This window comes from Caldichromatium japonicum (assembly GCF_011290485.1).
Lineage (GTDB): Bacteria > Pseudomonadota > Gammaproteobacteria > Chromatiales > Chromatiaceae > Thermochromatium > Thermochromatium japonicum.
On record NZ_CP048029.1, the window covers coordinates 719408 to 744136 of the forward strand.

A 24729-nucleotide genomic window follows, 5' to 3' on the forward strand; every position below is an offset into this window, starting at 1 on the left:
GGGAATAGACATGGCACGTTATCTAGGTCCGACCTGTAAGCTGGCACGGCGCGAAGGCGTCGATCTGTCACTCAAGAGCCGCTTGCGTGCGCTCGATACCAAGTGCAAGCTCGATAAGCTGCCCGGACAAATGCTCGATCGTCGCCGTCGGCTGTCCGACTATGGGGTGCAGCTGCGGGAAAAGCAGAAGGTACGGCGCATCTATGGTGTACTCGAGCGCCAATTCCGTAACTACTATAAGCGCGCCTCGCGCTCAAGGGGAGCTACGGGCGAGATCCTGTTACAGCTTCTTGAGCGGCGGCTGGATAATGTGGTTTACCGGATGGGTTTTGGCTGCACCCGCGCCGAGGCGCGTCAGCTTGTCAGTCATAAAGGCATCCTCGTCAACGGGCGGGTCGTCAATATCCCTTCTTATCAGGTTGACCCAGAGGATCAGATCGAGGTGCGCGAGTCGGCCAAAAAGCAGATGCGGGTACAAAACGCCATCGCCTTGGCTGAGCAATATGGCTTTCCTGACTGGGTCGAGGTGGATACCAAGGGATTGAAGGGGGTGTTTAAACGCATCCCTGACCGGGCGGAGCTACCGGCTGACATCAATGAATCCCTGATCGTCGAGCTGTACTCCAAGTAAGGGATACTCGAAGAGGCACTGCATGGCTGACGCTATTGGCGAATTTCTCAAGCCGCGCATCGTTAAGGTTGATCAAGTTGACGGCAACCGCTGTCATGCCCGGGTCTCACTTGAACCGCTCGAGCGCGGTTTCGGCCACACGCTTGGTAACGCTCTAAGGCGCATCCTATTGTCGTCGATCGAGGGATATGCCGTCACTGAGGTGGAGATCCAAGGTGTGCTGCATGAGTACACTACACTTCCTGGTGTTCAGGAAGACGTCCTGGAGATTCTGCTAAACCTCAAGCAATTGGCTATCTCTCTCAAGGGCAAGGATGAAGCGACCTTTACCCTGAGCAAGAGCGGGCCAGGGCCGGTAACGGCTGCTGACATTGCCATCGATCATACGGCCGAGATCGCCAACCCCGATCTGGTGATCGCCAACCTGACCAACGGCGAGCTGAGCATGACCCTGACTGTGCGCCGTGGACGGGGCTATGAACCGGCAGTACAGCGCGAACTCGATGGTCATGAAGATCGGCCCATCGGCAAGCTGCCTTTGGATGCATCGTTCAGTCCGATCCGGCGCGTGGCAATCGAGGTGCAATCCGCACGCGTCGAGCAACGCACCGACCTCGACCGTTTGGTCATCGATCTGGAGACCAATGGCACTATCGACCCCAAGGAGGCTATCCAGCGCGCTGCCGCGATCTTGCGCGACCAGCTAGCCAGCTTCATTGACCTCGATGGTGCCGTGCCGACCGAGATGACTGCGCATGAGGTGCGCAGCGAACTGCCCTATGACCCGATACTGCTGCGTCCGGTCGATGATCTTGAGTTGACGGTTCGTTCCGCGAACTGTCTCAAGGCTGAAAATATCTACCTGATCGGCGATCTCATCCAAAGGACCGAGGTTGAGCTGCTCAAAGCGCCTAACCTGGGCAAAAAATCGCTCACCGAAATTAAGGATCAGCTCGCCGCCCGTGGCCTATCGCTAGGCATGCGTCTTGAGAACTGGCCACCAGAGAATATCGCCGAGCTCACGCGCTGACCGAGGCGCTTTTACCCTAAAGTCAACGCTTACCTTGGATCAACACCATGCGTCACCGCAAAGCCGGAAGGAAACTGAACCGTACCAGCGCGCACCGTGAGGCCATGTTCCGTAATATGGCTATCTCGCTGTTTCGCCATGAGCTGATCAAGACGACCTTGCCCAAGGCCAAGGAACTGCGTCGCGTTGCCGAACCCCTGATCACCCTGGCCAAAAGCGATTCGGTCCATCGCCGGCGTCTGGCCTTTGCCCGTCTGCGCAATAAAGAAGCGGTCGGTAAATTGTTCAGCGAGCTTGGGCCGCGTTATCAGCATCGACCCGGCGGCTATCTGCGTATCCTCAAATGCGGTTATCGCATCGGTGATGCCGCCCCCATGGCCTATGTCGAGCTGGTCGATCGCCCGGTTCAGTCAGAGCCTGCTGCAGAGACCGATTGAACCCGCCTAGAGCCGGCGATTTGGCTGGCGATGCTGTCTTCTATCGGGGGATCGCGTGCCAGCGGATTCTGCTCCTCACCGATTTCGGCGAGGGGCCCTATGTCGGCCAGATCCAGGCCCTGTTGCATGCGCATCTGCCGGCGGTCCCTTGCCTTGGCCTGATGCAGGACCTGCCGGTTTTTCGCCCTGATCTGGCAGCCTATCTGCTTCCTGCCTTGATGCGCGATCTGCCGGATGGGTCTTTGTGGCTCTGTATCGTCGATCCAGGGGTCGGAGGTCCTCGGTCTGGTCTCTTGATCCAGGCCGAGGGGCACTGGTTGATTGGTCCTGACAATGGTCTATTGTCGCAGGTTGCGCGGCGTACTGTTCTTTGCCGTGTCTGGCAGATCGGTTGGCAACCCGAGCGCATGTCCGCGAGCTTCCATGGGCGCGATTGGTTTGCACCCGCCGCTGTGCGCTTATTTCAAGGAGAGGATCTTGCGCTTACTCCCTGGGGGCCTGCCAAACTGATCGGCGCTGATTGGCCAGATGAGCGGGCTGCTGTCATCTATATTGATCATTTCGGTAACCTGATGACCGGTCTGCGTGCCGATCGGCTTGATCCGGAGGCGGTCCTAATCGCTGCTGGACACAGGCTTCAACGGGCGCGCACCTTTTGCGAGGTCGCAGTGGGTCAGGCGTTTTGGTATGAAAACGCCTTGGGTCTTGTTGAGATCGCCGTCAACCAAGGGCGTGCCGACCAGCGACTCGGTCTTAGGCTGGGCGAGCCTATTGTCATCGGTTGAACAATCGGGCTGGGATGACAATCCCTGAATGCGCGATTACAATGATATCCTCTAGCCTCGATTAGGCTGAGTGGCAGAGTGGTTATGCAGCGGCCTGCAAAGCCGTGGACCTCGGTTCGATTCCGGGCTCAGCCTCCATCCTCAATCGATCGGATAATGACCCGATCGGCATTGATTGGTCCCTTCTTGACCCTATCTAGGCTGCGAGTCACTGTCATTTACGACGATTCGCGATGCCTCCCCATCCCGTTGAGCTCAATCTGCACCAACAATCGCGTGTGCTTGAGGTCCTGTTTGACGACGGCGCGCGCTTTCATCTGCCTTGTGAGTATTTACGTGTCTATTCGCCCTCAGCTGAAGTGCGAGGGCACTCGCCAGCGACCGCCAAGCTTCAGGTCGGCAAGGAGCAGATCAATATCATTGATCTAAAGCTGGTCGGTCGCTATGCGGTCAAGATCTATTTCGACGATGGCCACCGCTCTGGGCTCTATGATTGGGGCTACTTGTACGAGCTTGGGCGTGCCTGGCAGCCGCTCTGGCTAGATTATCTCAAACGGCTCAAGGATGCTGGCTATACCCGCCAGGGCCTAGATCCCTTTGAGGCCCTGCAGGCACGCGGGGAGCTACCTGCCAAGCTCCCCGCAGCCCCCGCTGAATCAGGGGTAGAGACGGACTAGATTCGCCCTCGGCGGGCGCCGACTCGCAGGCGTAGGGCATTGAGCCGGATAAAGCCGGTGGCGTCGGCCTGCTGATAGGCCCCAGCATCATCCTCAAAGGTCGCAATGCGCGGATCAAAAAGACTCTGATCCGATTTGCGCCCCACCACCATGACATTGCCTTTGTACAGCTTCAACCGGACCACGCCGTTGACCCGCTGCTGGGTCTCGTCGATGGCGGCCTGGAGCATCCGTCGCTCGGGACTGAACCAATAGCCATTATAGATGAGGCTGGCATAGCGCGGCATGAGCTCGTCCTTGAGATGGGCGGCCTCGCGATCTAGGGTGATGGATTCGATCGCGCGATGGGCCTTAAGCAGGATGGTGCCGCCGGGGGTTTCATAACAGCCACGCGATTTCATGCCGACATAGCGGTTCTCAACGATGTCAGCGCGTCCGATGCCATTGGCGCCACCGATCCGGTTGAGCTGAGCCAAAAGCTCGTCTGGACTCAGCCGTTTGCTATCGATGGCCACCGGATCGCCGCGCTCGAAGGCGATCTCAATGGTCGCCGATTGGTCGGGCGCCTGTTCGGGCGCCACCGTCCAGCGCCACATCCTCGGATCTGGCTCGACCCAGGGGTCCTCCAGTTCATCGCCTTCATAGGAGATATGCAAGAGATTGGCATCCATCGAATAGGGCGATCTATTGCCATCGCGCTTCATCTCGATGGCGATGCCGTGGCGTTCGGCATAGGCCATCAGCTTTTCTCGCGAGGTCAGTTCCCACTCCCTCCAGGGCGCAATGACTCGGATCTCGGGGTTGAGGGCGTAGGCGGTGAGCTCGAAACGCACCTGGTCGTTCCCCTTGCCGGTGGCGCCATGGGCGATGGCATCGGCGCCGGTCTCGGCGGCGATCTCGACCAGGCGTTTGGCGATCAGAGGGCGGGCGATCGAGGTCCCGAGTAGATATTCACCCTCATAGAGCGTATTGGCGCGAAACATCGGAAAGACAAAGTCGCGCACAAACTCCTCGCGTAGGTCCTCGATATAGATCTCCTTGACCCCGGCCCTCTGGGCCTTGGCCCGGGCCGGTTCAAGCTCTTCCCCTTGGCCGATGTCGGCGGTGAAGGTCACCACCTCGCAGCCATAGTGTTCCTGTAGCCATTTGAGAATCACCGAGGTGTCGAGGCCGCCTGAATAGGCCAGGACGACCTTCTTGATTGCGCCTTGCGCCATCTTGATGTGCTCCGAATCCGATGAAGGCAATGGGTCGATCATGAGGCGGCTAGTATAGACCGAGCGCCTCAGCGACAGGGACGCCTTTAACGCGATCTTCACCAAGTCTCAACCACATCTTCACCCGCTCACAACCACATCTTCACCCGCTCACAATGCTGTGGTCATCAATCTCGGCGACCATAGTGCCCACTTATTTCCAGCGAGAGGGTCTTGTGCGCGATGTCGGACATCAGACGCCTGTCTCCACTGAAATATCGCAGTATCTTCATCTCTGATCTGCATCTGGGGTTTCGCGGCTGTCAGGTGCAGTTTCTCCTGGATTTTCTACGCTCGACCCAATGTAAACAGCTCTATCTGGTCGGTGACATCGTCGATCTCTGGGCGATGCAGGGCAGGGTGTATTGGCCGGATGCCCACAATCAGGTGGTGCGCGAGCTGCTCGACAAGGCGCGCAACGGGACCGAGGTGATCTATATCCCAGGCAATCATGATGAGCTCATGCGCACGCATCTGGATCTCTCTTTTGGGGAGATCCGGATCTGCGATGAGCGGGTGCACACTACCGCCGATGGGCGGTGCTTTCTGGTGTTGCATGGCGATCGTTTCGACCGCGTCGTCCAGCACAGCCCCTGGCTCGCCCAGATCGGTTCCCAGGCCTATGATCGGCTCTTGGCACTCAATGGCTGGCTCAGTCGGGTGCGCGCCGCCTTGGGGTTTAAATACTGGTCGCTAGCCGGTTATCTCAAACGCAAGGTCAAGGATGCGGTCAACTATATCGGCAACTATGAACAGGCCGTGGCGGCCGAGGCGAGAGAGCGCAGGCTTGATGGGATGATCTGCGGTCATATCCATCATGCCGAGATGCGCACAATCCAGGGCATCACCTATTGCAACTGCGGCGACTGGGTCGAAAGCTGCACGGCGCTGGTGGAACATCACGACGGGCGGCTCGAGCTATTGCGCTGGACCGACACCTATCCCGAGTCGCTGGCCATCTTGGCGCCGGTACCTGCCCTCGCCCTAGCGCAGGCAGGCTAGCCGAGCGGTTCATAAAAGCGCCAATAGCCGTCCTAGATCGACGCGCACCCGTATCTCTTCGGGATCAACGGGGCGTTTGATCCCCAGTCCCGGCTGGCGAGTATCCCGCATTTGGGGCGGACTGAGGGGATTACCGGCGGCATCGGCTACGGCGATGACCAGCGGATGGTTGACCTGTTCGCCGCGGCGGATCACCACCGCCGTTTCGCCGTCCTGGAGGCGCACAAAACTCCCTGGTGGATAGATCCCAAGCTGTTTGGCGAAGAGCGCGCTCAAATCGGGGTTGTGCTGGCGCATGTCAAGAAAGAGGTCGCGGATCGCGACATTGGGTGCCAGGGCTCGTCGGCTCTTGCGCGGACTGATGCGGGCGATATAGAGATCGGCTATCCGCAAAAGATGTTGCAATGGGTCCTTGACCGCTTTGCCCTTGGGGTAACCTCGGCCATCCGGGGTCTCGTGATGTTCTTCGACCAGGGTCAACCACAGCGCATCGTTCACCCCTAGCTGGCGCAGCAACTCGACACCCTTGAGCGGATGGCGGGCGATCGCATCGCGCTGTTCGGAGGTCTGGGGCTGAACCTGGAGCGCGAGCCGGTCCTGCAGCTCGCGCATCCCGATGTTCATGGTCAATGCGGCATAGCTGAGGCTCTCGATCTGGTCAGCAGACAGGTCGGCAGGTAGGGCGACGAGCTGCACGATGGCAGCAGCCAGAAGGGCATGGGTGGCGCTATACCCATGATAGACATCCCGCAACATCTGGATCAGGACGAAGAGTGCATCATCGGGGCATGACTGTAAGCCCCGCTCCACGGCCCTATTGATCAGGGCCAGGCCATGTTGGAACTCGCTTGGCTGGATCGGCTCCAGACCCAAGCGATTGAGCCGCCGGTGCAACCATGGCCAGTGTTCGATTGGATTGATCCTGGGGTCCTCATGGGTGCTCTGGGCTTCGGGGGATTGGGGCATGGGATCACCGGCTCGTTTGGCATACAGATGGATGCCATCCGATTTTAGATCCGTTGGCCTTATGAGACAGTTCGACCATGCACAAAAACGGGGCCTGATGGCCCCAAGATGCGCGCAGTTGCCCAACAAGCGGTCTTAGAGATCGTGACTTTAAGAATGGCGTTTGAGCTTCTGCAACAGCCTTGCATCCGCTGCGGTGGTTTGCCGCCGACCAGTCTGCCGCAGAGAGGGCAGACCGTCGGGGTGCAAGCGGCTGTCAGCTCAGAGGATATAGCCGCGCTCGTCGTGCTGGGCGAGGTCTAGGCCCATGGTCTCCTGTTCCTCGGTGACCCGCAGACCAATGACTGCCTTGACGACGAGTAGGATCAGCCAACTCAACAGGCCGCCGTAGATCAGGGTCGCTAACACAGAGATGAATTGGATGAGGACCTGGGCCCCCATGCTGTCGATCCCTGCGGCAAATCCTGCTCCACCCAGGGTAGGGGCGGCAAAGACACCGGTGAGGATGGCGCCGACGATTCCCGCGACCCCATGCACCCCCCAGACATCAAGCGCATCGTCATAGCCGAGCTTGCGCTTGATCTTGGTCGAGGCGATGAAGGCCATAAGCGAGCCGGCAAAGCCGATGGCGATGGCGCCCATGGTCCCGGCGGTCCCCGAGGCGGGGGTGATGGCAACTAGTCCGGCCACCGCGCCGGTCGCGATCCCCAGCACCGAGGGCTTCCCGTGATTGATCCATTCGGCGAACATCCAGGTCAAAGCAGCTGCGGCGGTGGCTAGCTGGGTCACGGTCAAGGCCATCCCCGCGATCTGGTCGGCGGCGAGCTGTGAACCTGCATTGAATCCGAACCACCCGACCCACAACATCGAGGCACCGGTGACCGTGAGCCCCAGATTGTGCGGTGGCATGGCCACCGTGGGGTAGCCCTTGCGTGGTCCGAGTACCAGGGCGGCCATGAGACCGGCAATACCGGCATTGATATGCACCACGGTGCCGCCAGCAAAGTCGAGCGCCGCACCCCCTTCCTCCGTCAGACCGATGATAGACCCGAGATTGGCGATCCAGCCCCCGCCCCAGACCCAGTGCCAGATCGGGATATAGACCAAGGTCAACCACAGGGCCATGAACAGCAGCATGGCCGAGAACTTCATCCGTTCCGCGAATGCCCCCACGATTAGGGCCGGCGTGATGATAGCGAAGGTCATCTGGAAGGTCATATAGAGCGACTCAGGGATGGTGCCGTTGAGGGTCTCGCGATCTATCCCGAGCAGAAACAGTTTGTCCAGACCGCCCACGAAGCCCTGCAAGGGCCCTGGGGTTGTAGCCAGGCTATAGCCATAGATGGCCCACAAGAGACTCATCAGGGCGGTGATGGCAAAACATTGCATGAGCACCGAGAGCATGTTCTTGGCGCGCACGAGCCCGGCGTAAAACAGCGACAGGCCAGGAACGGTCATGAACAATACCAAGGCGGTGGCAGTCAGCATCCAGGCGGTGTTGCCGGCATCGAGGGCCAGTGCATCCTGGGCGAGTGCCAAGGCAGGCAGCAGGCTTGAACCGATGGCAAGGGGCCAAAGGAGACGGCGAATCGAGACAAGGATCAAGTGCATCGCGGGTAGCTCCCTTGGGTGAGTTAGAGGGCGTCTGCACCGGTCTCGCCGGTGCGGATACGCACGACATGGACTAGATCAAAAACAAAGATCTTGCCGTCGCCGATCTTGCCGGTGCGCGCCGCCTTGGTGATGGCTTCGATCACCGGATCGACCAGGGCATCCTCCACGGCCACCTCGACCTTGATCTTGGGGAGAAAGTCCACGACATACTCGGCACCGCGATACAGTTCGGTGTGACCCTTTTGCCGGCCAAATCCCTTGACCTCGGTGACCGTGATTCCTGAGACACTCAGGTCGGCGAGCGCCTCGCGGACATCGTCGAGCTTGAAGGGTTTGATGATGGCTGAGACCAATTTCATGGAAAGGCTCCTCATTCAACTAGCGTTAGAACGCTTTGAGCCAGCCGACCCAGACCTTGGGATCATCGTCGTATGTATCCCGTCCGACCTGGTCATAGTTCAGGCTGAAGGTACCGAAATCGCCCGCCTTGCGGCTCAATGAGATGCCCCAATAGGCATAGTCATTGCCGCCGTCGTTATAGCGGAAGTCGTAATAGCCTCCATGCAGGCCAAGGCCCAGCTCATAGGGCAGCTCGAAATCCAGGGCGGCCCGATAATGCAGGTCTCCCTCGATAAAGGTGGCCTCATCATCGGCGACCCCGGGAGCGTCATCGGCCTGTCCATAGAAGGTGTAATCGATGCCCAGCGTCAGCCATCGATAGGTTGTGCTGGCCCCGAGTTCGGCAAAATTGAGGTCGCGCCCGTCGGGATAGGCGTAATAGGTGAGCTTGAGCGCATAGCTCAGGTCATCGTTGATTGTGCCGCCGAAACCGGCATAGAGATCCAGTTCATAGTTGGTCCCGTCGCCAAAATCGACGTTCGAGACCCAGGTCCCCGCTGAAAAACCACTCTGATGTTGATAATCCAGACCACCCTGAATCGCAGGTCCATCGTCGGTCTGGCTGATACCGCGCCAGATATAGTTGCTCACCGCACCGATATTGGCGCTGATCGTATGCGGACCTTCGGCGAAGGCTTCCAGGGGGAGTAGGGGACCCATGCCCAGCAGTCCGCAGGCCCCTATGACCCTCAACGATGTCTTCATGGCATGACCCTCATGCTGATGGATGAATCATGAGATGGATGAGCTTGGGGCAATCCAAACGGATTGTCGGTATCAGCAATACGCACATTGCATGCCAGTTAGCATACCGAGTCGAGCTGGATATATGCAGACCGCTGGGGCAAGACAGATCGTGGCAAGGCGAGCTCAAGCGCCGCTGGGCTGGCAGCTGCATATAAGGCAAGCGCATGGCGGACCTGGTCCTGGGCCGGATGCGGGTATGCACCAAGATGATGCGTATGTCTGGCATCGCTGGGCACCACGCGTCATGTTGGGGCATATTGTCGTGCAGGCAGACGAACCGAGCGGCCGGTCCTATAATGCGGGATCTCTGCTATTTTTCAGGTCATCGTTCATGTTAGCTCCCAAACACTTTGAAGACCTTATTCAGCGGCTCTCGGCGACCTTGCCCAGAGGGATCCAGGTCATGCAAGATGATCTAGACCGCAACCTACGCGCGGGTCTGGAGGCGGCCTTGGCGAGGCTCGATCTGGTCACGCGCGAGGAATTTGAGGTCCAGGCGGCGGTGCTGGCCCGTACCCGCGCCAAGCTCAAGGCACTGGAGAAACGGGTGGCCAAGCTGGAGCAGGCGCTGGCCGGGCACGGCGCGCACGTTGACTGAGCCTTGGGTCTGTGTGTCATTCATAGCCGTGGATGCCTCGGTATCGAGGCCCCGCCGGTTGCGGTCGAGGTGCATCTGGCAGCGGGTCTGCCCGCGCTCTCCATCGTCGGCCTGCCCGAGGCAGCGGTACGCGAAAGCAAGGATCGTGTGCGCAGCGCCTTGCGCAATGCGGGATTTCAATTTCCCGATGGGCGGGTCACCATCAACCTGGCCCCTGCCGATCTGCCCAAGGAGGGCGGTCGCTTCGATCTGCCCATCGCCCTAGGGATCATCGGCGCCTCGGGGCAGATGCCGGTCGAATCGCTGGAGGGGTGTGAATGTGTCGGCGAGCTCGCCCTTTCCGGGGCGCTGCGCCCGATTCAAGGGGTCTTGCCGGTCGCCTTGGCGGTGCGCGCCGCTGGGCGTGCCCTGATCCTGCCGTGGACCAATGGGCCGGAAGCGGCTTTGGTCAGTGGTTTGCGGGTCTATCCAGCAGAGCATCTGCTTGCAGTTTGTGCCCATCTGGCGGGAACCAAGCCGTTGTCCTCGGAGCAAGCCGTATCCGAGGAGGGATGGGCGCCGAGCTATCCAGACCTCGCCGAGGTACGTGGTCAGGGACAGGCCAAGCGGGCCCTGGAGATCGCCGCAGCTGGTGGCCATTCATTGCTGATGATCGGGCCACCCGGCACGGGCAAATCCATGCTTGCCAGCCGGCTACCGGGTCTGTTGCCGCCCTTGAGCGAATCTGAGGCCCTTGAGGTCGCAGCGATCCGTTCAGTTGGCGGACGAGACCCCTTCGACCCCAAACGCTGGCGAGAGCGCCCTTTTCGCTCACCGCATCATACCGCCTCGGGCGTAGCCATGGTCGGTGGCGGCGCCCAACCTAAACCCGGCGAGATCTCGCTGGCGCATCATGGGGTTTTGTTTCTCGATGAACTTCCCGAATTCGATCGGCGGGTGCTTGAGGTCTTGCGCGAACCCCTGGAGGCAGGCTGGATCGACATCGCACGGGCGGCGCAACGGGTACGTTTCCCCGCCCGTTTTCAGCTCGTGGCCGCCATGAACCCCTGTCCCTGCGGTTACTTGGGTGACCCCAGCGGTCGCTGTCGCTGTACCGCCGACCAGGTTACCCGCTATCGTGCCCGGATCTCCGGGCCCTTGCTCGACCGCATCGACCTCCAGGTCGAGGTGTTGCGCCTTGATCCGTCCGAACTCACGGATCCGCGCGCCCCCTCTATCGAGGGCAGCACCCAGGTCCGCGCGCGGGTCATGGCAGCGCACGAACGGCAGCTTGCCCGTGCCGGTAAGCTCAATGCCGGCCTCAGTCCCCCTGAGATCGAACGCGATTGTATCCTTGATGCAGCAGGCCGACATCTGATTGCCCAGGCGATGCACAAGCTCACCCTATCGGCTCGCGCCTATCACCGTATCCTTAAGGTCGCACGCACCATCGCCGATCTCGCCAACGCACCGAGGATTGAGCCGCTGCATCTGGGCGAGGCCATTGGCTATCGCCGGCTCGATCGCGGCAGCGGGTAAGGCCATCCCGGTTCCCCAGGCAATTTCAGGGCCTTGCCAGTTTACATTTTGTATACCTTGTTCCAGAGTAGCGCATACACGTTCCTACCCCAGGAGGAGACGTATGGATCGCCAACAGGCCGCTAACTTCATGCTCGAATGTCTGCGCAAGATGATGGAAAAGAACGGCTCGGACCTCTTCATCTCCGCTGGCTTTCCGCCTGCTTGCAAGATCAATGGGCGCATGACCCCGATGAGCAGTCAGCCCTTGACCGGCGAACAGACCAATATGCTGGTGCGTTCGATCATGAACGACCGTCAAGTGCGTGAGTTCGACGCCCACAAGGAGTGCAACTTTGCGATCAACCCCAAGGGGATTGGGCGCTTTCGCGTCAATGCCTTTGTCCAGCAGGGTCAATCCGGGGCCGTATTGCGTACCATCAATTCGCAGATCCCCAGCATCGATGAACTGCATTTGCCGCCGATCTTGAAAGAGATCGCGATGACCAAGCGCGGCCTGGTATTGGTCGTCGGCGCCACGAGTTCAGGCAAATCGACGACCCTTGCCGCTATGATCGGGCATCGCAATGCTAATAGCTATGGGCACATCGTCACCATCGAGGACCCGGTCGAATATGTCCATCCGCATGGTCACTGTCTGGTGACCCAGCGCGAGGTGGGCGTGGATACCGACAGCTGGGACGCGGCACTGGTCAATACCTTGCGCCAAGCGCCCGATGTGATCCTGATCGGCGAGATCCGTACCCGTGAGACCATGGAGCATGCGATCAACTTCGCCGAGACCGGTCACCTGTGCCTGTCCACCCTGCATGCCAATAACGCCAACCAGGCGCTCGACCGCATCATCAACCTCTTCCCCGAGGAAAGGCGCGGCCAACTCCTGATGGATCTTTCCTTCAATCTGAAGGCGATCATCTCTCAGCGCCTCTTGCCCTGTACCCAGGGCGGACGCATCCCGGCCGTAGAGATCATGCTCAACTCTCCCTTGATCCAAGACCTGATCTTCAAGGGCGATGTCGGCGGGATCAAGGAGGTGATGGAGCGTTCGCGTGAGTTGGGGATGCAAACCTTCGATATGGCCCTGTTCGATCTCTACGAGGCCGGCAAGATCAGCTATGAAGACGCCCTGCGCAACGCCGACTCGATGAACGCCCTGCGGCTCAAGATCAAGCTCCAGGGGCGAGATGCGCATGAAAAGGATCATTTCGGTGCCGCTGAGGGGCTGTCGATCCTGGGTGATGAGGCCGAAGAGGAGCCTGAGCCCAATCCTTTCGGCACGTCCCCGTTCAAGCCCGAATCCTGAGAAGGAATGCCTCGATGGACATCAAGCCCTATCTCGAACTCATGGTCCGGCACAAGGCATCGGACCTGTTTTTTGCCCCGGGTGCGCCGGTCAAGATCAAGATCGAGGGTGTCATCCGTTCGGTCGGCGAATCCACCCTGACCGCTGCCCTCTGTCGCGAGGTCGTCGAAGGGATTATGACCCCTGAGCAGGTCGAGACCTTTAGGCGCGAACTCGAGCTCGATTTTGCCATCGCCCTCGAGGGGCGGGCGCGCTTCCGGGTCAATGCCTATTTCCAGCGCGGCCAGCCGGCGATGGTGTTGCGCTATATCCGCGCCGAGATCCCAACCCTTGAGGAACTCAATGCCCCACCGGTCTTATCCCAGCTCATCATGCATAAGCGCGGGATCATCCTGATGGTTGGGGCCACGGGTTCGGGCAAATCGACCACCCTGGCGGCCATGATCAATCACCGCAATGAGCATTCAACAGGACATATCGTCACCATCGAGGACCCAATCGAGTTCACTCATCCGCACAAACAATGCCTGATCAGCCAGCGCGAGATCGGGATCGACACCAAGAGCTATGCCGCGGCCCTCAAGAGCGTCCTACGTGAGGCGCCGGATGTGGTCCTGATCGGCGAGATCCGCGACCGCGAGACCATGGAGGCGGCGATCGAGTTGGCGGGTACCGGTCACCTAGCGGTCTCGACCCTGCACGCCAATAACGCCTATCAAGCCATGGAGCGCATCGTCAATCTCTTCCCTGCGGATCGGCGCAAGACCCTATTCATGGACCTTGCGGTCTATCTGCGCGCCATCCTCTCGCAGCGTCTGGTGCGCACCACTGCGGGTACCCGCTGTGCGGCGATCGAGGTCATGATCAGTACCCCGCACATCGCCGACCTCATCCGCGAAGGTCGCATCGAGGAACTCAGCCAGGCCATGCAGGAGACCGGGCGCAGTGAGGGGATGTGCACCTTCGACGACGCCCTGCTTGCGCTCTATCAGGCCGGCACCATCAGCCTGGAAGAGGCCCTGGCCAACGCCGATTCGCGCGCCAACCTCGAGGCCAAGATCCATTTCGGTGCCTAAGGACGCTCTTTAACTGTTGGGGAACGGTTGATCCATGAGGGGCGGCTGGACCTGGTTCTCCTGGAGATCAAGCGTTGTTTGGGGGTGTGGTTTGCTGACTCCCCGCCCTGAAGGGTAAGACTTGTCACGCATTGGCTCAGGTCTAGGCTCTGATGGCGCGTCATGCACGACTATTTGGTTAGGGGTCGCAGGCAACGCGAAAGCCGAGCATCTTGAGCCGGGTATCCGGTGAATAGGCGGCGCGGGCAAAAGAGCGCATCGATGCCGCCGGTTTGTTGAAGGCCCCGCCGCGCGCTACTCGGCGCGTGCAATCACTGATCAGCAACGGCGAACCATCGCTCGGTGCGCCTTGATAATTGGACTGGTAGCAATCGGCCACCCATTCCATGGCATTACCATGCATTTCATACAGCCCAAAGGGATTGGCTGCAAAGGTCATGATGGGTGCAGTCGAGCGATTGTCCCACGGGCTGCCGCAATCAAAACAGGCGGCGCGATTGATCCCAGGCTCCATGCCCCACCAGAAGGGGGTGGTGGTACCGGCACGCGCGGCATATTCCCATTCGGCCTCACTAGGCAGGCGGTAGCGTCGTCCGGTTTGCTGGGTGAGCCAGACGGCATATTCGCGTGCCTCCTCCCAGCTAACCCCCACCACGGGATACCGTTCACGTCCCCAACCTGGATCTGGAGGCAGAGGGCAACCGGTGGCCTTGGCAAAACGGTCATATTCGATGAAGGTCACCTCATGGGCACCGATCATGAATGGACGCACCGTGACCATGCGCGGCGGGCTGAAGTCTTCGCCGGTAGGGCTGACTGCACCCATCTGAAAGGCCCCGCCATCTAAAACGATCAGGGTCGGGCCTGGGGTCCCGTCGGCGAGCCGGTCGATGTGAATGCGTGGCCTCTGGCCCGCTGAGGTGGGGCGCATCGTCTCCGGCGTGGTCTCGGAGGCAACGAGCGGTGGCTCTTTGGGCAGCGGCGGAGGTCCTGGAATGGGTGGCGCGCTGGATGGTTCGCCCTCTGTTGCGGGCGCTGAACGCAGCAGATAGATATTGGCCGCACCTGAGAGGGCAAGGAGCAGGACAAGTGCCCCGCTCGTCGCGCGCAGCCACAAGGGGATACGCGTTTCATAGATGACGGTGGATGCGGAGGACGGTGAGGCCGGCTTCTCAGATGACTGGGCCGAGACCAGAGCGCTCTTGAGGCGATCGATCTCGGCGCGGGCAGCCTTGAGCATCTCTTCCTTCTCTCCCAGCTCCTTGCGCAACCGCTCAAAGGTCAGGCGCTGGTCCTCTAGTACATCCTCCAGCCGGCGGCATTCAGCGGTGATCTGATCGAGCGCCTGCTCCTTGGCCTCGAGCGCCTTTTGCATCACTGCTATCTCTTGCTCAAGGGCAAGCTGCTCAGTGGCGGTCGCGATTTGGTTACTGGTGAGTGGCGCCTCTTCGGATAACAGGGCGCGCAGATGTTTGATCTCTGCCTCTGCCTCTTGACGCAACTGTTCGAGAGTCTTGCGCAACAGTTCAGATTCGGCATCGGAAGAGAATTGCGGGTCACTTTGCTCGGCCATCTGTCGCTCCCGCTCAATCAAGTGGCGGTTGGTATCAACGCTTGCATCCGCTACAGGTCACTAGGGATCGGTAAAGGTAAGGGGCCGGGTCGGTATACTGAGAGGACCAATATAGTCCTTATATGTTAGATGAGGGTTTAGCCTATGTCTTTGACCCTTCGAGAACACCCCCTGCGCCACCAGCTCGTCGCCGAGCTGCATGTGCGCACCTATATCCCCCTGCAAGCGCCAGCGCGTTTGTCGCATCTGGTATCGGTGTGCGGCGAGCGCGGTAGCGGGCGCAATGTAAGTCATTTGCAGGAATTGCTCAAACGGTATGGCGTATCCCAGCCTGCCCAGGTCGGGCAGCATCATCAAACCAGACTCGGCGATCTGTATCTGCTCTGGGAACGCCACACCGAGTTCGTCAGTTATACCTTTGCCTTGCCGGGGCCATTTGAACATCCCTTCGCTGAGCCGGTCATTGGGCGCTTGCCAGCGGATTGGCTTGCGGCAATCCCGGGTGAGATCTTGGTTGCCAGCTCGCTAGCCATCTCGCCTGCCAGCCGCCCTCTCCATACACTTGACGAGCTCAACGAGCTCTTCGAGGGCAATTCGGTCATCGGTTCAGAGGTGGTCGGCGGCCTGGCCCGCGCCTATTCAGATATGAGGATCCATGCCGATGGGTTCTCTTATATCCTGCTGCATGACCAAGGCCTGACCTCCAACCAGACCGGACGTCTGGCCAAGCGTCTTTTCGAGATCAGCACCTACCGGGCGATGGCGTTACTGGGGCTGCCACTGGCGCGTGAGGCCAATCCCTGTCTGAGCGAGGCCGAACGCCGTCTGGTGGCCGTATCCAGCCGGATGGCCTTCCAGGATGAGCGTAGCGAGGAGATCCCGGAGGGCGAGCTCTTGGCCGAGCTCACCGACCTGGCTGCCGAGATCGAGGCGGTGGCCGCACGCACCAATTACCGGTTTGAGGCCACGCGCGCCTATTACGCCTTGGTCATGCAGCGGCTCGAGCAATTGCGTCAACGACGCATCGAGGGTCTCCAGACCTTTTCTGAGTTTTTGGAGGCACGGCTGACTCCAGCAGCGGCAACCTGTGAATCCACGGCCAAGCGCCAGCAAGACCTCGCCGAGCGCGCTGCTCGTCTCATCAGACTCTTACATGCTCGGGTCGAAGTCGAGCTGCACAAACAGAACCGCAGTCTCCTCGCCTCCATGAATCGGCACTCTAGGCTCCAGTTGCGCCTGCAAGAAACCGTCGAGGGGCTTTCGGTGATCGCCATCGGCTATTACAGCGTTGGTCTAGTCGGTTATCTCTTCGAAGCCCTGGAATCGGCGGGCATGATGCGCGACGCTGCCGCAGCCACAGGTCTGGCGGCGCCAGTCGTCGTCCTGCTGGTCTGGGTAGGCATCCAGCGGCTCAAGGAACGCCTGTTGCGCGCACCGTTTTCAAGTCTTGATTGAGGGGCCCAAGGGACCAGCGCAAGAAATCTGCGCATGCTGAATCCCTTAGCCGCTCTGCTCAGCAAGCGGATGGAGCAGGACGGTCAGCGGAGTGCAGTAAGCGCTGAGATCGGCGCTAGCGCGATGAGCAGTATGGTTTATTGACAAGAAACACATGCTTTTGAAATTGAGTGAGCTGTCCAGATGTCGTGGGCATGGAAAGACGAGACATGAGATTGCTGTCGTTTGCGGCGCGCGAAGGGGCCCAAGGGCAAGCGGGGTGGGCGCAAGGTGGGTGAGAAGCGGGCGCTGTTGGCGGAGCAGGACGCCCAGATACGCAAGCTCATGTGCGACGGGACACCGGATGAGCTGAAGCTGCCGTTTGCGCTGTGGAGCCGGCAGGCGGTGCGGCAGTTGATCCTCGACCGTTTTGGCATCGAGCTCAGGCCGCAGGGGGAGGGCAAGTACTTGGCGCGCTGGGGATTGACGCCCCAGAAACCGATTCGGCGCGCCTATGAGCAAAGCCCGCAGGTGGGCAAGACGTCCGAGATTCGCGTCACGCACCGTCGCGAAGGCCTGTCGGTGATCTCGACGCTGACCAACCGCGGCAAGGTGCGTCGGAAGGCGTTCGCGGGGGCGATGAACGCCGACATCCTGATCGACTTCATGAAGCGGCTCGTCAAGGACGCCAGGGGCAAGAAGATCTTCCTCATCCTCGACAACCTGCGCGTGCATCACACCAAGCCAGTCAAGGCGTGGCTGGCTGCATGCGCCAATCAAATCGAGGCCTCCTCCCTCCCCCCCTACAGCCCAGCACTGAACCCCAACGAGATGCTCAAGGCCATCATCACCGCGCAGGCGCCCTCCCGCGCCAAGGACGATCTGAAGAAGGCGACCGTCAGCCACCTGCGCCGCCTTCTCAATTCCCCCCAACGCGTCATGCGCTACTTCCAGCATCCCAAGCTCCATGATGCCGCGTAATATAAGTTCATTAGTTTCGGATCAATAATTACCATCAGCGCGTGCTGGCTGGCGGTGGACGGCGCAGGATCAGTGTGTCGCTGCGCTGTATGAGCTCTAATGATTTAAGGACGCTCATGCCGAGCAGGACCTCATCCGTCAGATTGGGCAGTACGCTTGCCCGTACCCCCTGCATGACCAGGCTACCGATCTCCAGCCGTTCCAAGCGCGTCGGCCAGGCACGCGTCGGTCCGTTGGCCGTTTGATAGGTCTCGGCTGGACCCAGCGGTAGACGAAGCCGGCGAGCCAGATCGAGCGGCAGGGCGACATGGGTTGCGCCGGTATCGATCATGAAACGGACGGGTTCGCCGTTGATCCTGCCGCTGGCGACATAGTGGCCGGCGCGGTTGCGTTTGAGCACGACCTCGATGCCGCCGCCCTCGGTCTGATAGATCAGCGGATTGGGGTTGGGATTGGGATTGTCTACACTCTCCAGCCATTGGTCGAACCACCAAACCAGAAACGCAAGCCCGCTCACCCAGGCCCCGAAGAGCAGCGCTTGCCCGAGTCGGGTCGGCCAGTCTGGGCGCATCTCGTCAGACACCGAGCAACAACCGGCTGGGGTCCTCCAGGTAATCCTTGATCGTCACCAAACACTGCACCGCCTCACGCCCGTCGATCAGCCGGTGATCATAGGTCAGCGCCAGATACATCATGGGGGCGATCACCACCTGACCCTTCTCGGCAATCGGGCGCTCTTGGATGCGGTGCATGCCGAGGATCGCGCTCTGCGGTGGATTGACGATAGGGGTGGAGAGCAATGAGCCGAACACCCCGCCGTTAGTGATCGAGAAGGTACCGCCGGCCAGTTCATCCAGGCTGAGGGTCCCGTCCTTGGCCTTTTGGGCAAACTTGGCGATGCGCTGTTCGATCTCGGCGAGGCTGAGGCGGTCGCAGTCGCGCAGGATGGGGACGACCAGGCCGCGCGGGGTGCTGACCGCGATCCCGATATCGTAATAGCCGTGATAGACGATGTCGTCGCCGTCGATCGCGGCATTGAGCACGGGGAAGCGTTTGAGCGCCTCGACTGCGGTCTTGACGAAGAACGACATCAGACCCAGGCGCACCCCGTGGCGCTGCTCGAAATCATCCCGATAACGTGCACGCAATGACTGGATAGCGCGCATATTGACCTCGTTGAAGGTGGTCAGGAGGGCGGCTTGGCGCTGGGCCTCGACTAGACGCTCGGCGATGCGGGCGCGCAGCCGGGTCATGGGTACCCGCTGTTCTAGACGTTCAGGGCCGCCTGTTGAGGGCGGTGCGCCGGCTGGTGCAGGGGGTGGGCCGAGGTCGGGATGATGCGGGGGGGACGCTTGCTCGCGTGCATCCAGATAGGCCATGACATCGGCCTTGTGAATCCGCCCATCGCGCCCGCTGCTGGGAATGGCACCTGGGTCCAGGCCCAGGGCATCGATCAAGGGGCGCGCCGAGGGCGTGATATGCGGCCCCTGCCTGGGAGGGGGCGGGGCGGCAGACGCAGGTGGCCTGCTGACAGGCGGCACCTCCTGCCCAATGGATGGGCGCAGCGCAGCTAGCAAGGCATCGCTGCCGACAACCGCGCCTGTCTCGGCCAAGATCTCATCGAGCACCCCGTCCTGGGGGGCTGGAACCTCCAGGATCACCTTGTCGGTCTCAAGCTCGACCAGGGTCTCGCCCGTGCTCACTGGCTCGCCGGGACGCTTATGCCAGTTGAGTACACGCGCATCGGCAATGGATTCGGGCAGGGGGGGGACACGGATGGCGACGGTCATAGTAGGGCTATCCTGGCATTCAGTTTGGGGTCATAGCGCCCATTCAGCGCCTCATCGACCAGGCGCGCCTGCTGTTCGAGATGGAGGGCGCGGTGGCCGACCGCTGGCGCCGCAGACACAGGGCGCCCGACATAATACAGGCGCTTGCCCTGCTGGATGAGGTGATGAAAACGATGCTTGATCTGATTCCAGGCCCCCTGGTTTTGCGGCTCCTCCTGACACCAGATGAGCTCCTGGACATGGGCATAGGGGGCGAGCGCTGCGGCCAAGGCGCGTTTGGGAAAGGGGTAGAGCTGTTCGATCCGCAGCAGGGCGACATCGGTTTGACCGCGAGCACGCCGCGCCTCCAGTAGATCATAATAGACCTTGCCGCTGCACAGGATGATCCGCTGGATCTCCTGAGGATCGAGGGGGTCGATCTCAGGGATGATCAGACGATATTCACCCTGGGCCAGCTCGGCGAGCGGTGACACCGCCAGGCGATGGCGCAACAGGCTTTTCGGGGTCAGTACGATCAAGGGGGTGCGATGGGGGCGCAGCATCTGGCGGCGCAGCAGGTGAAATATCTGCGCTGGCGTGCTGGGGATGCATACCTGCATATTGTCGTTGGCACAGAGCTGTAAGAAGCGTTCGAGACGTGCCGATGAATGCTCGGCGCCCTGACCCTCGAGACCGTGCGGCAGAAGCAACACGAGACCACAATACAGCCCCCATTTGGCATATGCTGAACTGATGAATTGATCGATCACCACCTGAGCATTGTTGACAAAGTCGCCGAATTGGGCCTCCCAAAGGGTGAGGGCGTTCGGCTCGGCGCTGGCAAAGCCATATTCATAGGCCAGCACTGCCTCTTCCGAGAGGATGGAATTGATGGCGATGAAGGCGCCCTGGTGGGGGCCAAGATGTTGCAGCGGGACATATTCTTTGCCTGTGACCTGGTCATAGACCTTGGCATGGCGATGGAAAAAGGTCCCGCGCCCGACGTCCTGACCGGAGAGACGCACTGGAATGCCAGCATCGAGCAGGCTGGCATAAGCCACCATCTCTGCATAGCCCCAATCGACCGGCTGCTCATCCAGACCCATCCGCCGCCGTTCCTCCCAGAGCCGCTCGACCCGCGGATGCAGACTAAAGCCCTCCGGTAGGCAAAGCATGGCCTCGGTCAGCCGGTGCAGGGTGGCGATCGGCACTCCAGTCGCGACACGATGATCCCAGGGTTGGTTGCAGCAGAAGCGCCAATCCACGCGAAACCGCTGATCTAGAGCACACAAGACCGGACGGGCGACGACGACACCCTGTTCAAGGGCATGCTGGTATTCGGCGGCCATCGCCTGGACCGCCTCAGGGGCGATCAAGCCTTGCGCGATCAGGCGTTGGGCATAGAGGGTGCGCGGTGTCGGATGCCGGCGGATACGCTGATACATCAGGGGTTGGGTGACTGCTGGTTCATCGGCCTCATTGTGGCCGTGGCGCCGATAACAGACCAGGTCGATCAGGACATCCTTGTGGAACTGGTTGCGGAAGTCGAGCGCCAGGCGCGTGACAAAGATCACCGCCTCCGGGTCATCGCCGTTGACATGAAACACCGGCGCCTGAACCATCTTGGCGACATCGGTGCAATAGGGCGTGGAGCGGATGTCGCGCGGGTGGCTAGTGGTAAAGCCGATCTGGTTATTGACGATGATATGCACCGTCCCGCCTGTTCCATAGCCGCGGGTCTGGGAGAGTTGGAGGGTCTCCATGACCACCCCTTGGCCGGCAAATGCGGCATCGCCATGGATCAGGACCGGCAGGACCTGATCGCCAGTCTGATCATGACGACGCTGCTGGCGGGCGCGTACCGAACCCTGGATCACCGGATCAATGATCTCCAGGTGCGAAGGATTGAAGCCGAGCGCGATGTGCACCAGCCCGCTCGGGGTCTCGATATCGGTGGCAAAGCCGAGATGATATTTGACGTCCCCCAGCATCCGCCGCCCATCGAGTTGCACCCGCTCTTCGAACTCGTCGAAGATCGCCGCGGGCGGTTTGCCTAGGATATTGACCAGGACATTGAGCCTGCCGCGATGCGCCATGCCAATGACCACCTCCTGGGTCCCCTGACGGCTGGCCCGTTGGATCAGCTCATCGAGCAGCGGGATCAACGCCTCCCCTCCTTCTAGCGAAAAACGCTTTTGTCCCACATAGCGCCGATGCAGATAGGTCTCGAGGCCCTCAGCGGCGGTCAAGAGCCTCAGCAGCCAGCGACGCCCCTCGGCATCCAGCTCGGGGCGGGCGCGATAGGCCTCGAGCCGACGCTGGATCCAGCGTTTTTCTTGGGTATCGGTGATGTGCATATATTCGGCGCCGACCGTGCCGCAATAGGTCTCGCGCAGGAGTCGCAAGATCTCGCGCAGGCTCAGCCGCGCTGGCGCTGCGAGCGAGCCGGTGTGAAAGACCTGATCCAGGTCTTCCGGCCCAAGTTGGTGATAGGCCAGGTCGAGATCGGGGATCGTCGGCGGTTCGTGCAGACGCAGCGGATCGAGGTCGGCGACCTGATGGCCGCGATAACGGTAGGCATTGATCATGCTGAGCACCGCGGCCTGTTTTTGGGCCGCGATGGGATCGAGACAGCCGTTTGGCTGAACCGGTCCGGCGGAGGCGAAGCGTTGCAACTGGTCCCGGATAGGACCGTTGGTGATCTCGGGGGCGGCTGCCCCTTCTCGCAGCTGATCGAAATGCCGACGCCAGCTTGGATCGACCGCTGCGGGGTCGGCGAGATAGCGCTCATAGAGCGCCTCGAGGAAGGCGGCGTTGCCGCCGTGCAATAGGGTAGTCTGGCACCACCCATCTGGTGAGCTGCTCATCAGGTTGATCGTCCTGCTGTTGGATACTCCGGGTCTTGCCCAGAGGCGCCGGCACAGGGATGGGGCGGATACAGGGAGGGTCGAGCCCTCTCAGATCCGGCCTCACATGACCAGATTGATCATGGTTAGCGAGACGACCCAAAACAGGACGGTCATCAGGCTGCCAGCGCGCATGAAATCGGCCACCCGATAGCCGCCTGGACCCATGATCAAGGCATTGACCTGATGGGTGGGGAGGAAGAAGGAGTTCGAGGTAGCGATCGCCACGGTCAGGGCAAAGACCGCGGGATCTCCCCCCACGCCGAGCGCCATATTGACCGCCAGCGGCACCAGGAGTACGGTCGCACCGACGTTCGACATCAAGAGGGTGAAGGCCGTCGCCAGGCCTGCCAGCGCTGCCTGGACCACCCAGACCGGCACCTCGCCGAGGGCATTCAGGGTCTGCTGGGCGATCCAGGCAGCGGTGCCGCTGTGCTCGACCGCAGCCCCCAGCGGAATCAGCGAGGCAAGCAGAAAGACCGACTTCCAGCTCACCGCCTGATAGGCCTCCTCGATGGTGAGCACCCGCAGAAGCACCATCCCCAAGGCCCCAACGAAGAGGGCGACCGACAGACGCAGATCGGTCAACAGGATCAAGGAAAGGGTCAAGACAAAAAGAAATAGCGCCGCCTTGGCCTTGTGCAGGCGCAGCTCCTCGTGCGGATACTCGGTGGTCACCACCACGAAATTACGGTCCTTTTCGATGCGCGCGAGATCCGCCCAGGTGGTATGGACCACCAGGGCGTCGCCGGCGGCGAAGGGGACATTGCGCACCCCGCCGGTCTTATAGGTGATCTGCTGGCCGGCGCGATTGATCGCCAAGAGCGAAAGGCCGTAGGTCTTACGCATCCAGACATCGCGCGCCGTCTTGCCGATGAGGTTTGATCTCGGCGGGATGACGATCTCGGCAATCCCCGCGCGGGTCGCAGAAAGGGCCTCGGCGAAAATATCGAGATCGCGCTTACGTTCAAGCTTATTGGCATTGGCGACATCGAGCAGCGAATCGGCTGTGCCCAAGAGCGCCAGGGTACTGCCCGGGGTGATGCCCAGGGTCCTGTCCACCCCGTCGGCGCCAAAACGCAATCCGTTGCCCTTTTCGACCCCGACCAGACGCACCCGCCAGGTGTGCTCGAGCTCATCGACGCTCATGCCGATGATCTGGCTCCCGTCCTCGGGGACGCGAAACTCGGCGATCTCAAAGTCAGACAGCCCATAGGTCTCGGCGAGATATTGGCGGGTATCACGCCCTTCGGTCAGCTCGGTGCGGCGGTTGGGTAGGATAAAACGGCCGGCGATGACGAAATAGACGATGCCGGTGAGCAGGAGTGCAATGCCGATCGGGGTCACATCGAAGAGCTTGAAGGTCTGCATCGGGGCAACCCCTTCGGGCAGGGCCTTGTTCGAGGTCAGGATCAGGTCATTGAGCAGGATCAGGGGGCTTGAGCCGACCATGGTGATGGTTCCGCCGAGCAGGGCGCAGAAGCCCATGGGCATCAGGAGGCGCGACATAGGGATGCCGGTGCGCGCCGAGATGCGGCTGACAACGGGGATAAAGAGGGCTGCGGCCCCAACGTTCTGCATAAAGCTCGAGATCGTGCCGACGGTCCCCGAGATCAGAGTGATGATCCGGCTCTCGGTGGTGCCGCCGATACGCATGATGAAGGCCGCGACCTTGGACATGATACCGGTCTTGTCGAGACCAGCGCCCACGATCATGACCGCGATGATCGAGACCACGGCGTTGCTCGCAAAGCCATCGAATAGATGCTCGACTGGCACCAGCCCCTGGTCAAGGCCCATCCAGGGGGCAGCCAGGCTGGTGAGTCCAAGCAACACCATCACGCTGATCGCCGCGACATCGACGCTGACCACCTCGAAGGCGAACAAAAAGATTGTCAGCAGCAAAAAGGCGCTGACCCACGCGATCGCGGGCGTAGGCACGATCCCAGCCAGATAGATGGCGACGATGGCAAAGCCAGCGGCAGCAAGATCGGTCATAGAGAGGGCGCGTGAGAGTAAAGGCATCT

22 protein-coding genes and 1 tRNA gene are annotated in these 24729 nt (G+C 60.7%); 13 read left to right on the forward strand and 10 right to left on the reverse strand.

Annotated elements, in window-relative coordinates; all coding sequences use genetic code 11:
• Positions 1-10: 10 nt before the first annotated feature.
• The 6 genes from rpsD to GWK36_RS03645 all read left to right on the forward strand — a co-directional run bounded on the left by rpsD (position 11) and on the right by GWK36_RS03645 (position 3560).
• Entirely contained in the window at positions 11-631 is a 621-nt protein-coding gene (gene rpsD, locus GWK36_RS03620) for a 30S ribosomal protein S4 (protein WP_166269996.1), read from the forward strand.
• A 22-nt stretch (positions 632-653) separates the two neighbouring features.
• Positions 654-1661 (forward strand): DNA-directed RNA polymerase subunit alpha, encoded by a 1008-nt coding sequence (locus tag GWK36_RS03625; RefSeq protein ID WP_166269997.1) that lies wholly within the window; start codon positions 654-656, stop codon positions 1659-1661.
• 47 nt (positions 1662-1708) lie between these two features.
• Entirely contained in the window at positions 1709-2098 is a 390-nt protein-coding gene (rplQ, locus tag GWK36_RS03630) for a 50S ribosomal protein L17 (RefSeq protein ID WP_166269998.1), read from the forward strand.
• A 20-nt stretch (positions 2099-2118) separates the two neighbouring features.
• On the forward strand, positions 2119-2883 hold the full coding sequence (locus tag GWK36_RS03635; protein WP_246237655.1) for an SAM hydrolase/SAM-dependent halogenase family protein: 765 nt from the start codon (positions 2119-2121) through the stop codon (positions 2881-2883).
• 64 nt (positions 2884-2947) lie between these two features.
• Positions 2948-3021 (forward strand) — tRNA-Cys (locus tag GWK36_RS03640).
• Positions 3022-3116: 95 nt separating this feature from the next.
• Entirely contained in the window at positions 3117-3560 is a 444-nt protein-coding gene (locus GWK36_RS03645; RefSeq protein ID WP_166269999.1) for a gamma-butyrobetaine hydroxylase family protein, read from the forward strand.
• Here the strand turns inward: GWK36_RS03645 and GWK36_RS03650 are convergent.
• A complete protein-coding gene (locus GWK36_RS03650; RefSeq protein ID WP_166272424.1) occupies positions 3557-4777 on the reverse strand; it encodes an argininosuccinate synthase in 1221 nt (406 codons plus the stop codon). The two genes, GWK36_RS03645 and GWK36_RS03650, sit on opposite strands and share 4 nt — an antisense overlap.
• A gap of 222 nt (positions 4778-4999) precedes the next feature.
• Between GWK36_RS03650 and GWK36_RS03655 the strand changes: the two genes are divergently transcribed.
• Positions 5000-5818, forward strand: a complete 819-nt coding sequence (locus tag GWK36_RS03655; protein ID WP_166270000.1) for a UDP-2,3-diacylglucosamine diphosphatase — start codon at positions 5000-5002, stop codon at positions 5816-5818.
• Between the two features lie 9 nt (positions 5819-5827).
• Here GWK36_RS03655 and GWK36_RS03660 read toward each other — a convergent pair whose 3' ends face one another.
• From GWK36_RS03660 to GWK36_RS03675, 4 genes are all read right to left on the reverse strand, one after another.
• Positions 5828-6784, reverse strand: coding sequence for an HD-GYP domain-containing protein (locus GWK36_RS03660; RefSeq protein ID WP_166270001.1), 957 nt, complete (start codon positions 6782-6784; stop codon positions 5828-5830).
• Between the two features lie 261 nt (positions 6785-7045).
• Positions 7046-8395, reverse strand: coding sequence for an ammonium transporter (locus GWK36_RS03665; RefSeq protein WP_166270002.1), 1350 nt, complete (start codon positions 8393-8395; stop codon positions 7046-7048).
• A 23-nt stretch (positions 8396-8418) separates the two neighbouring features.
• Positions 8419-8757 carry a P-II family nitrogen regulator gene (locus GWK36_RS03670; RefSeq protein ID WP_166270003.1) on the reverse strand — a complete coding sequence of 113 codons (339 nt, stop codon included), beginning with the start codon at positions 8755-8757 and terminating at the stop codon, positions 8419-8421.
• A gap of 25 nt (positions 8758-8782) precedes the next feature.
• Entirely contained in the window at positions 8783-9502 is a 720-nt protein-coding gene (locus GWK36_RS03675) for a TorF family putative porin (RefSeq protein WP_166270004.1), read from the reverse strand.
• Positions 9503-9875: 373 nt separating this feature from the next.
• On the opposite strand from GWK36_RS03675, the gene GWK36_RS03680 reads away from it, so the two are divergent.
• The 4 genes from GWK36_RS03680 to GWK36_RS03695 all read left to right on the forward strand — a co-directional run bounded on the left by GWK36_RS03680 (position 9876) and on the right by GWK36_RS03695 (position 14039).
• Entirely contained in the window at positions 9876-10142 is a 267-nt protein-coding gene (locus tag GWK36_RS03680; protein WP_166270005.1) for an accessory factor UbiK family protein, read from the forward strand.
• A gap of 3 nt (positions 10143-10145) precedes the next feature.
• Complete coding sequence (locus tag GWK36_RS03685; protein WP_166270006.1) at positions 10146-11660, forward strand: YifB family Mg chelatase-like AAA ATPase; 1515 nt, start codon at positions 10146-10148, stop codon at positions 11658-11660.
• A gap of 103 nt (positions 11661-11763) precedes the next feature.
• Entirely contained in the window at positions 11764-12963 is a 1200-nt protein-coding gene (locus GWK36_RS03690; protein ID WP_166270007.1) for a PilT/PilU family type 4a pilus ATPase, read from the forward strand.
• A gap of 14 nt (positions 12964-12977) precedes the next feature.
• Positions 12978-14039: a PilT/PilU family type 4a pilus ATPase gene (locus GWK36_RS03695; protein ID WP_166270008.1), complete on the forward strand. Its 1062-nt coding sequence runs from the start codon at positions 12978-12980 to the stop codon at positions 14037-14039.
• A 178-nt stretch (positions 14040-14217) separates the two neighbouring features.
• Here the strand turns inward: GWK36_RS03695 and GWK36_RS03700 are convergent, their stop codons facing one another.
• Positions 14218-15612: a formylglycine-generating enzyme family protein gene (locus tag GWK36_RS03700; RefSeq protein ID WP_166270009.1), complete on the reverse strand. Its 1395-nt coding sequence runs from the start codon at positions 15610-15612 to the stop codon at positions 14218-14220.
• Positions 15613-15756: 144 nt separating this feature from the next.
• On the opposite strand from GWK36_RS03700, the gene GWK36_RS03705 reads away from it, so the two are divergent.
• Both GWK36_RS03705 and GWK36_RS03710 read left to right on the forward strand, forming a co-directional pair.
• Positions 15757-17067 carry a DUF3422 family protein gene (locus GWK36_RS03705; protein ID WP_166270010.1) on the forward strand — a complete coding sequence of 437 codons (1311 nt, stop codon included), beginning with the start codon at positions 15757-15759 and terminating at the stop codon, positions 17065-17067.
• Between the two features lie 270 nt (positions 17068-17337).
• Complete coding sequence (locus tag GWK36_RS03710; protein WP_166270011.1) at positions 17338-18027, forward strand: transposase; 690 nt, start codon at positions 17338-17340, stop codon at positions 18025-18027.
• A gap of 34 nt (positions 18028-18061) precedes the next feature.
• On the opposite strand, the gene GWK36_RS03715 is transcribed toward GWK36_RS03710, so the two are convergent.
• The 4 genes from GWK36_RS03715 to GWK36_RS03730 form a co-directional block, all read right to left on the reverse strand.
• Entirely contained in the window at positions 18062-18610 is a 549-nt protein-coding gene (locus tag GWK36_RS03715; RefSeq protein ID WP_246237656.1) for a retropepsin-like aspartic protease family protein, read from the reverse strand.
• Positions 18603-19817 (reverse strand): 2-oxoglutarate dehydrogenase complex dihydrolipoyllysine-residue succinyltransferase, encoded by a 1215-nt coding sequence (odhB, locus tag GWK36_RS03720; RefSeq protein ID WP_166270012.1) that lies wholly within the window; start codon positions 19815-19817, stop codon positions 18603-18605. Before odhB ends, GWK36_RS03715 begins: the two co-directional genes overlap by 8 nt.
• Positions 19814-22663, reverse strand: a complete 2850-nt coding sequence (locus tag GWK36_RS03725) for a 2-oxoglutarate dehydrogenase E1 component (RefSeq protein ID WP_166270013.1) — start codon at positions 22661-22663, stop codon at positions 19814-19816. Before GWK36_RS03725 ends, odhB begins: the two co-directional genes overlap by 4 nt.
• A 102-nt stretch (positions 22664-22765) precedes the next feature.
• Positions 22766-24727 (reverse strand): SLC13 family permease, encoded by a 1962-nt coding sequence (locus GWK36_RS03730; protein ID WP_166270014.1) that lies wholly within the window; start codon positions 24725-24727, stop codon positions 22766-22768.
• Between the last annotated feature and the right edge of the window lie 2 nt (positions 24728-24729).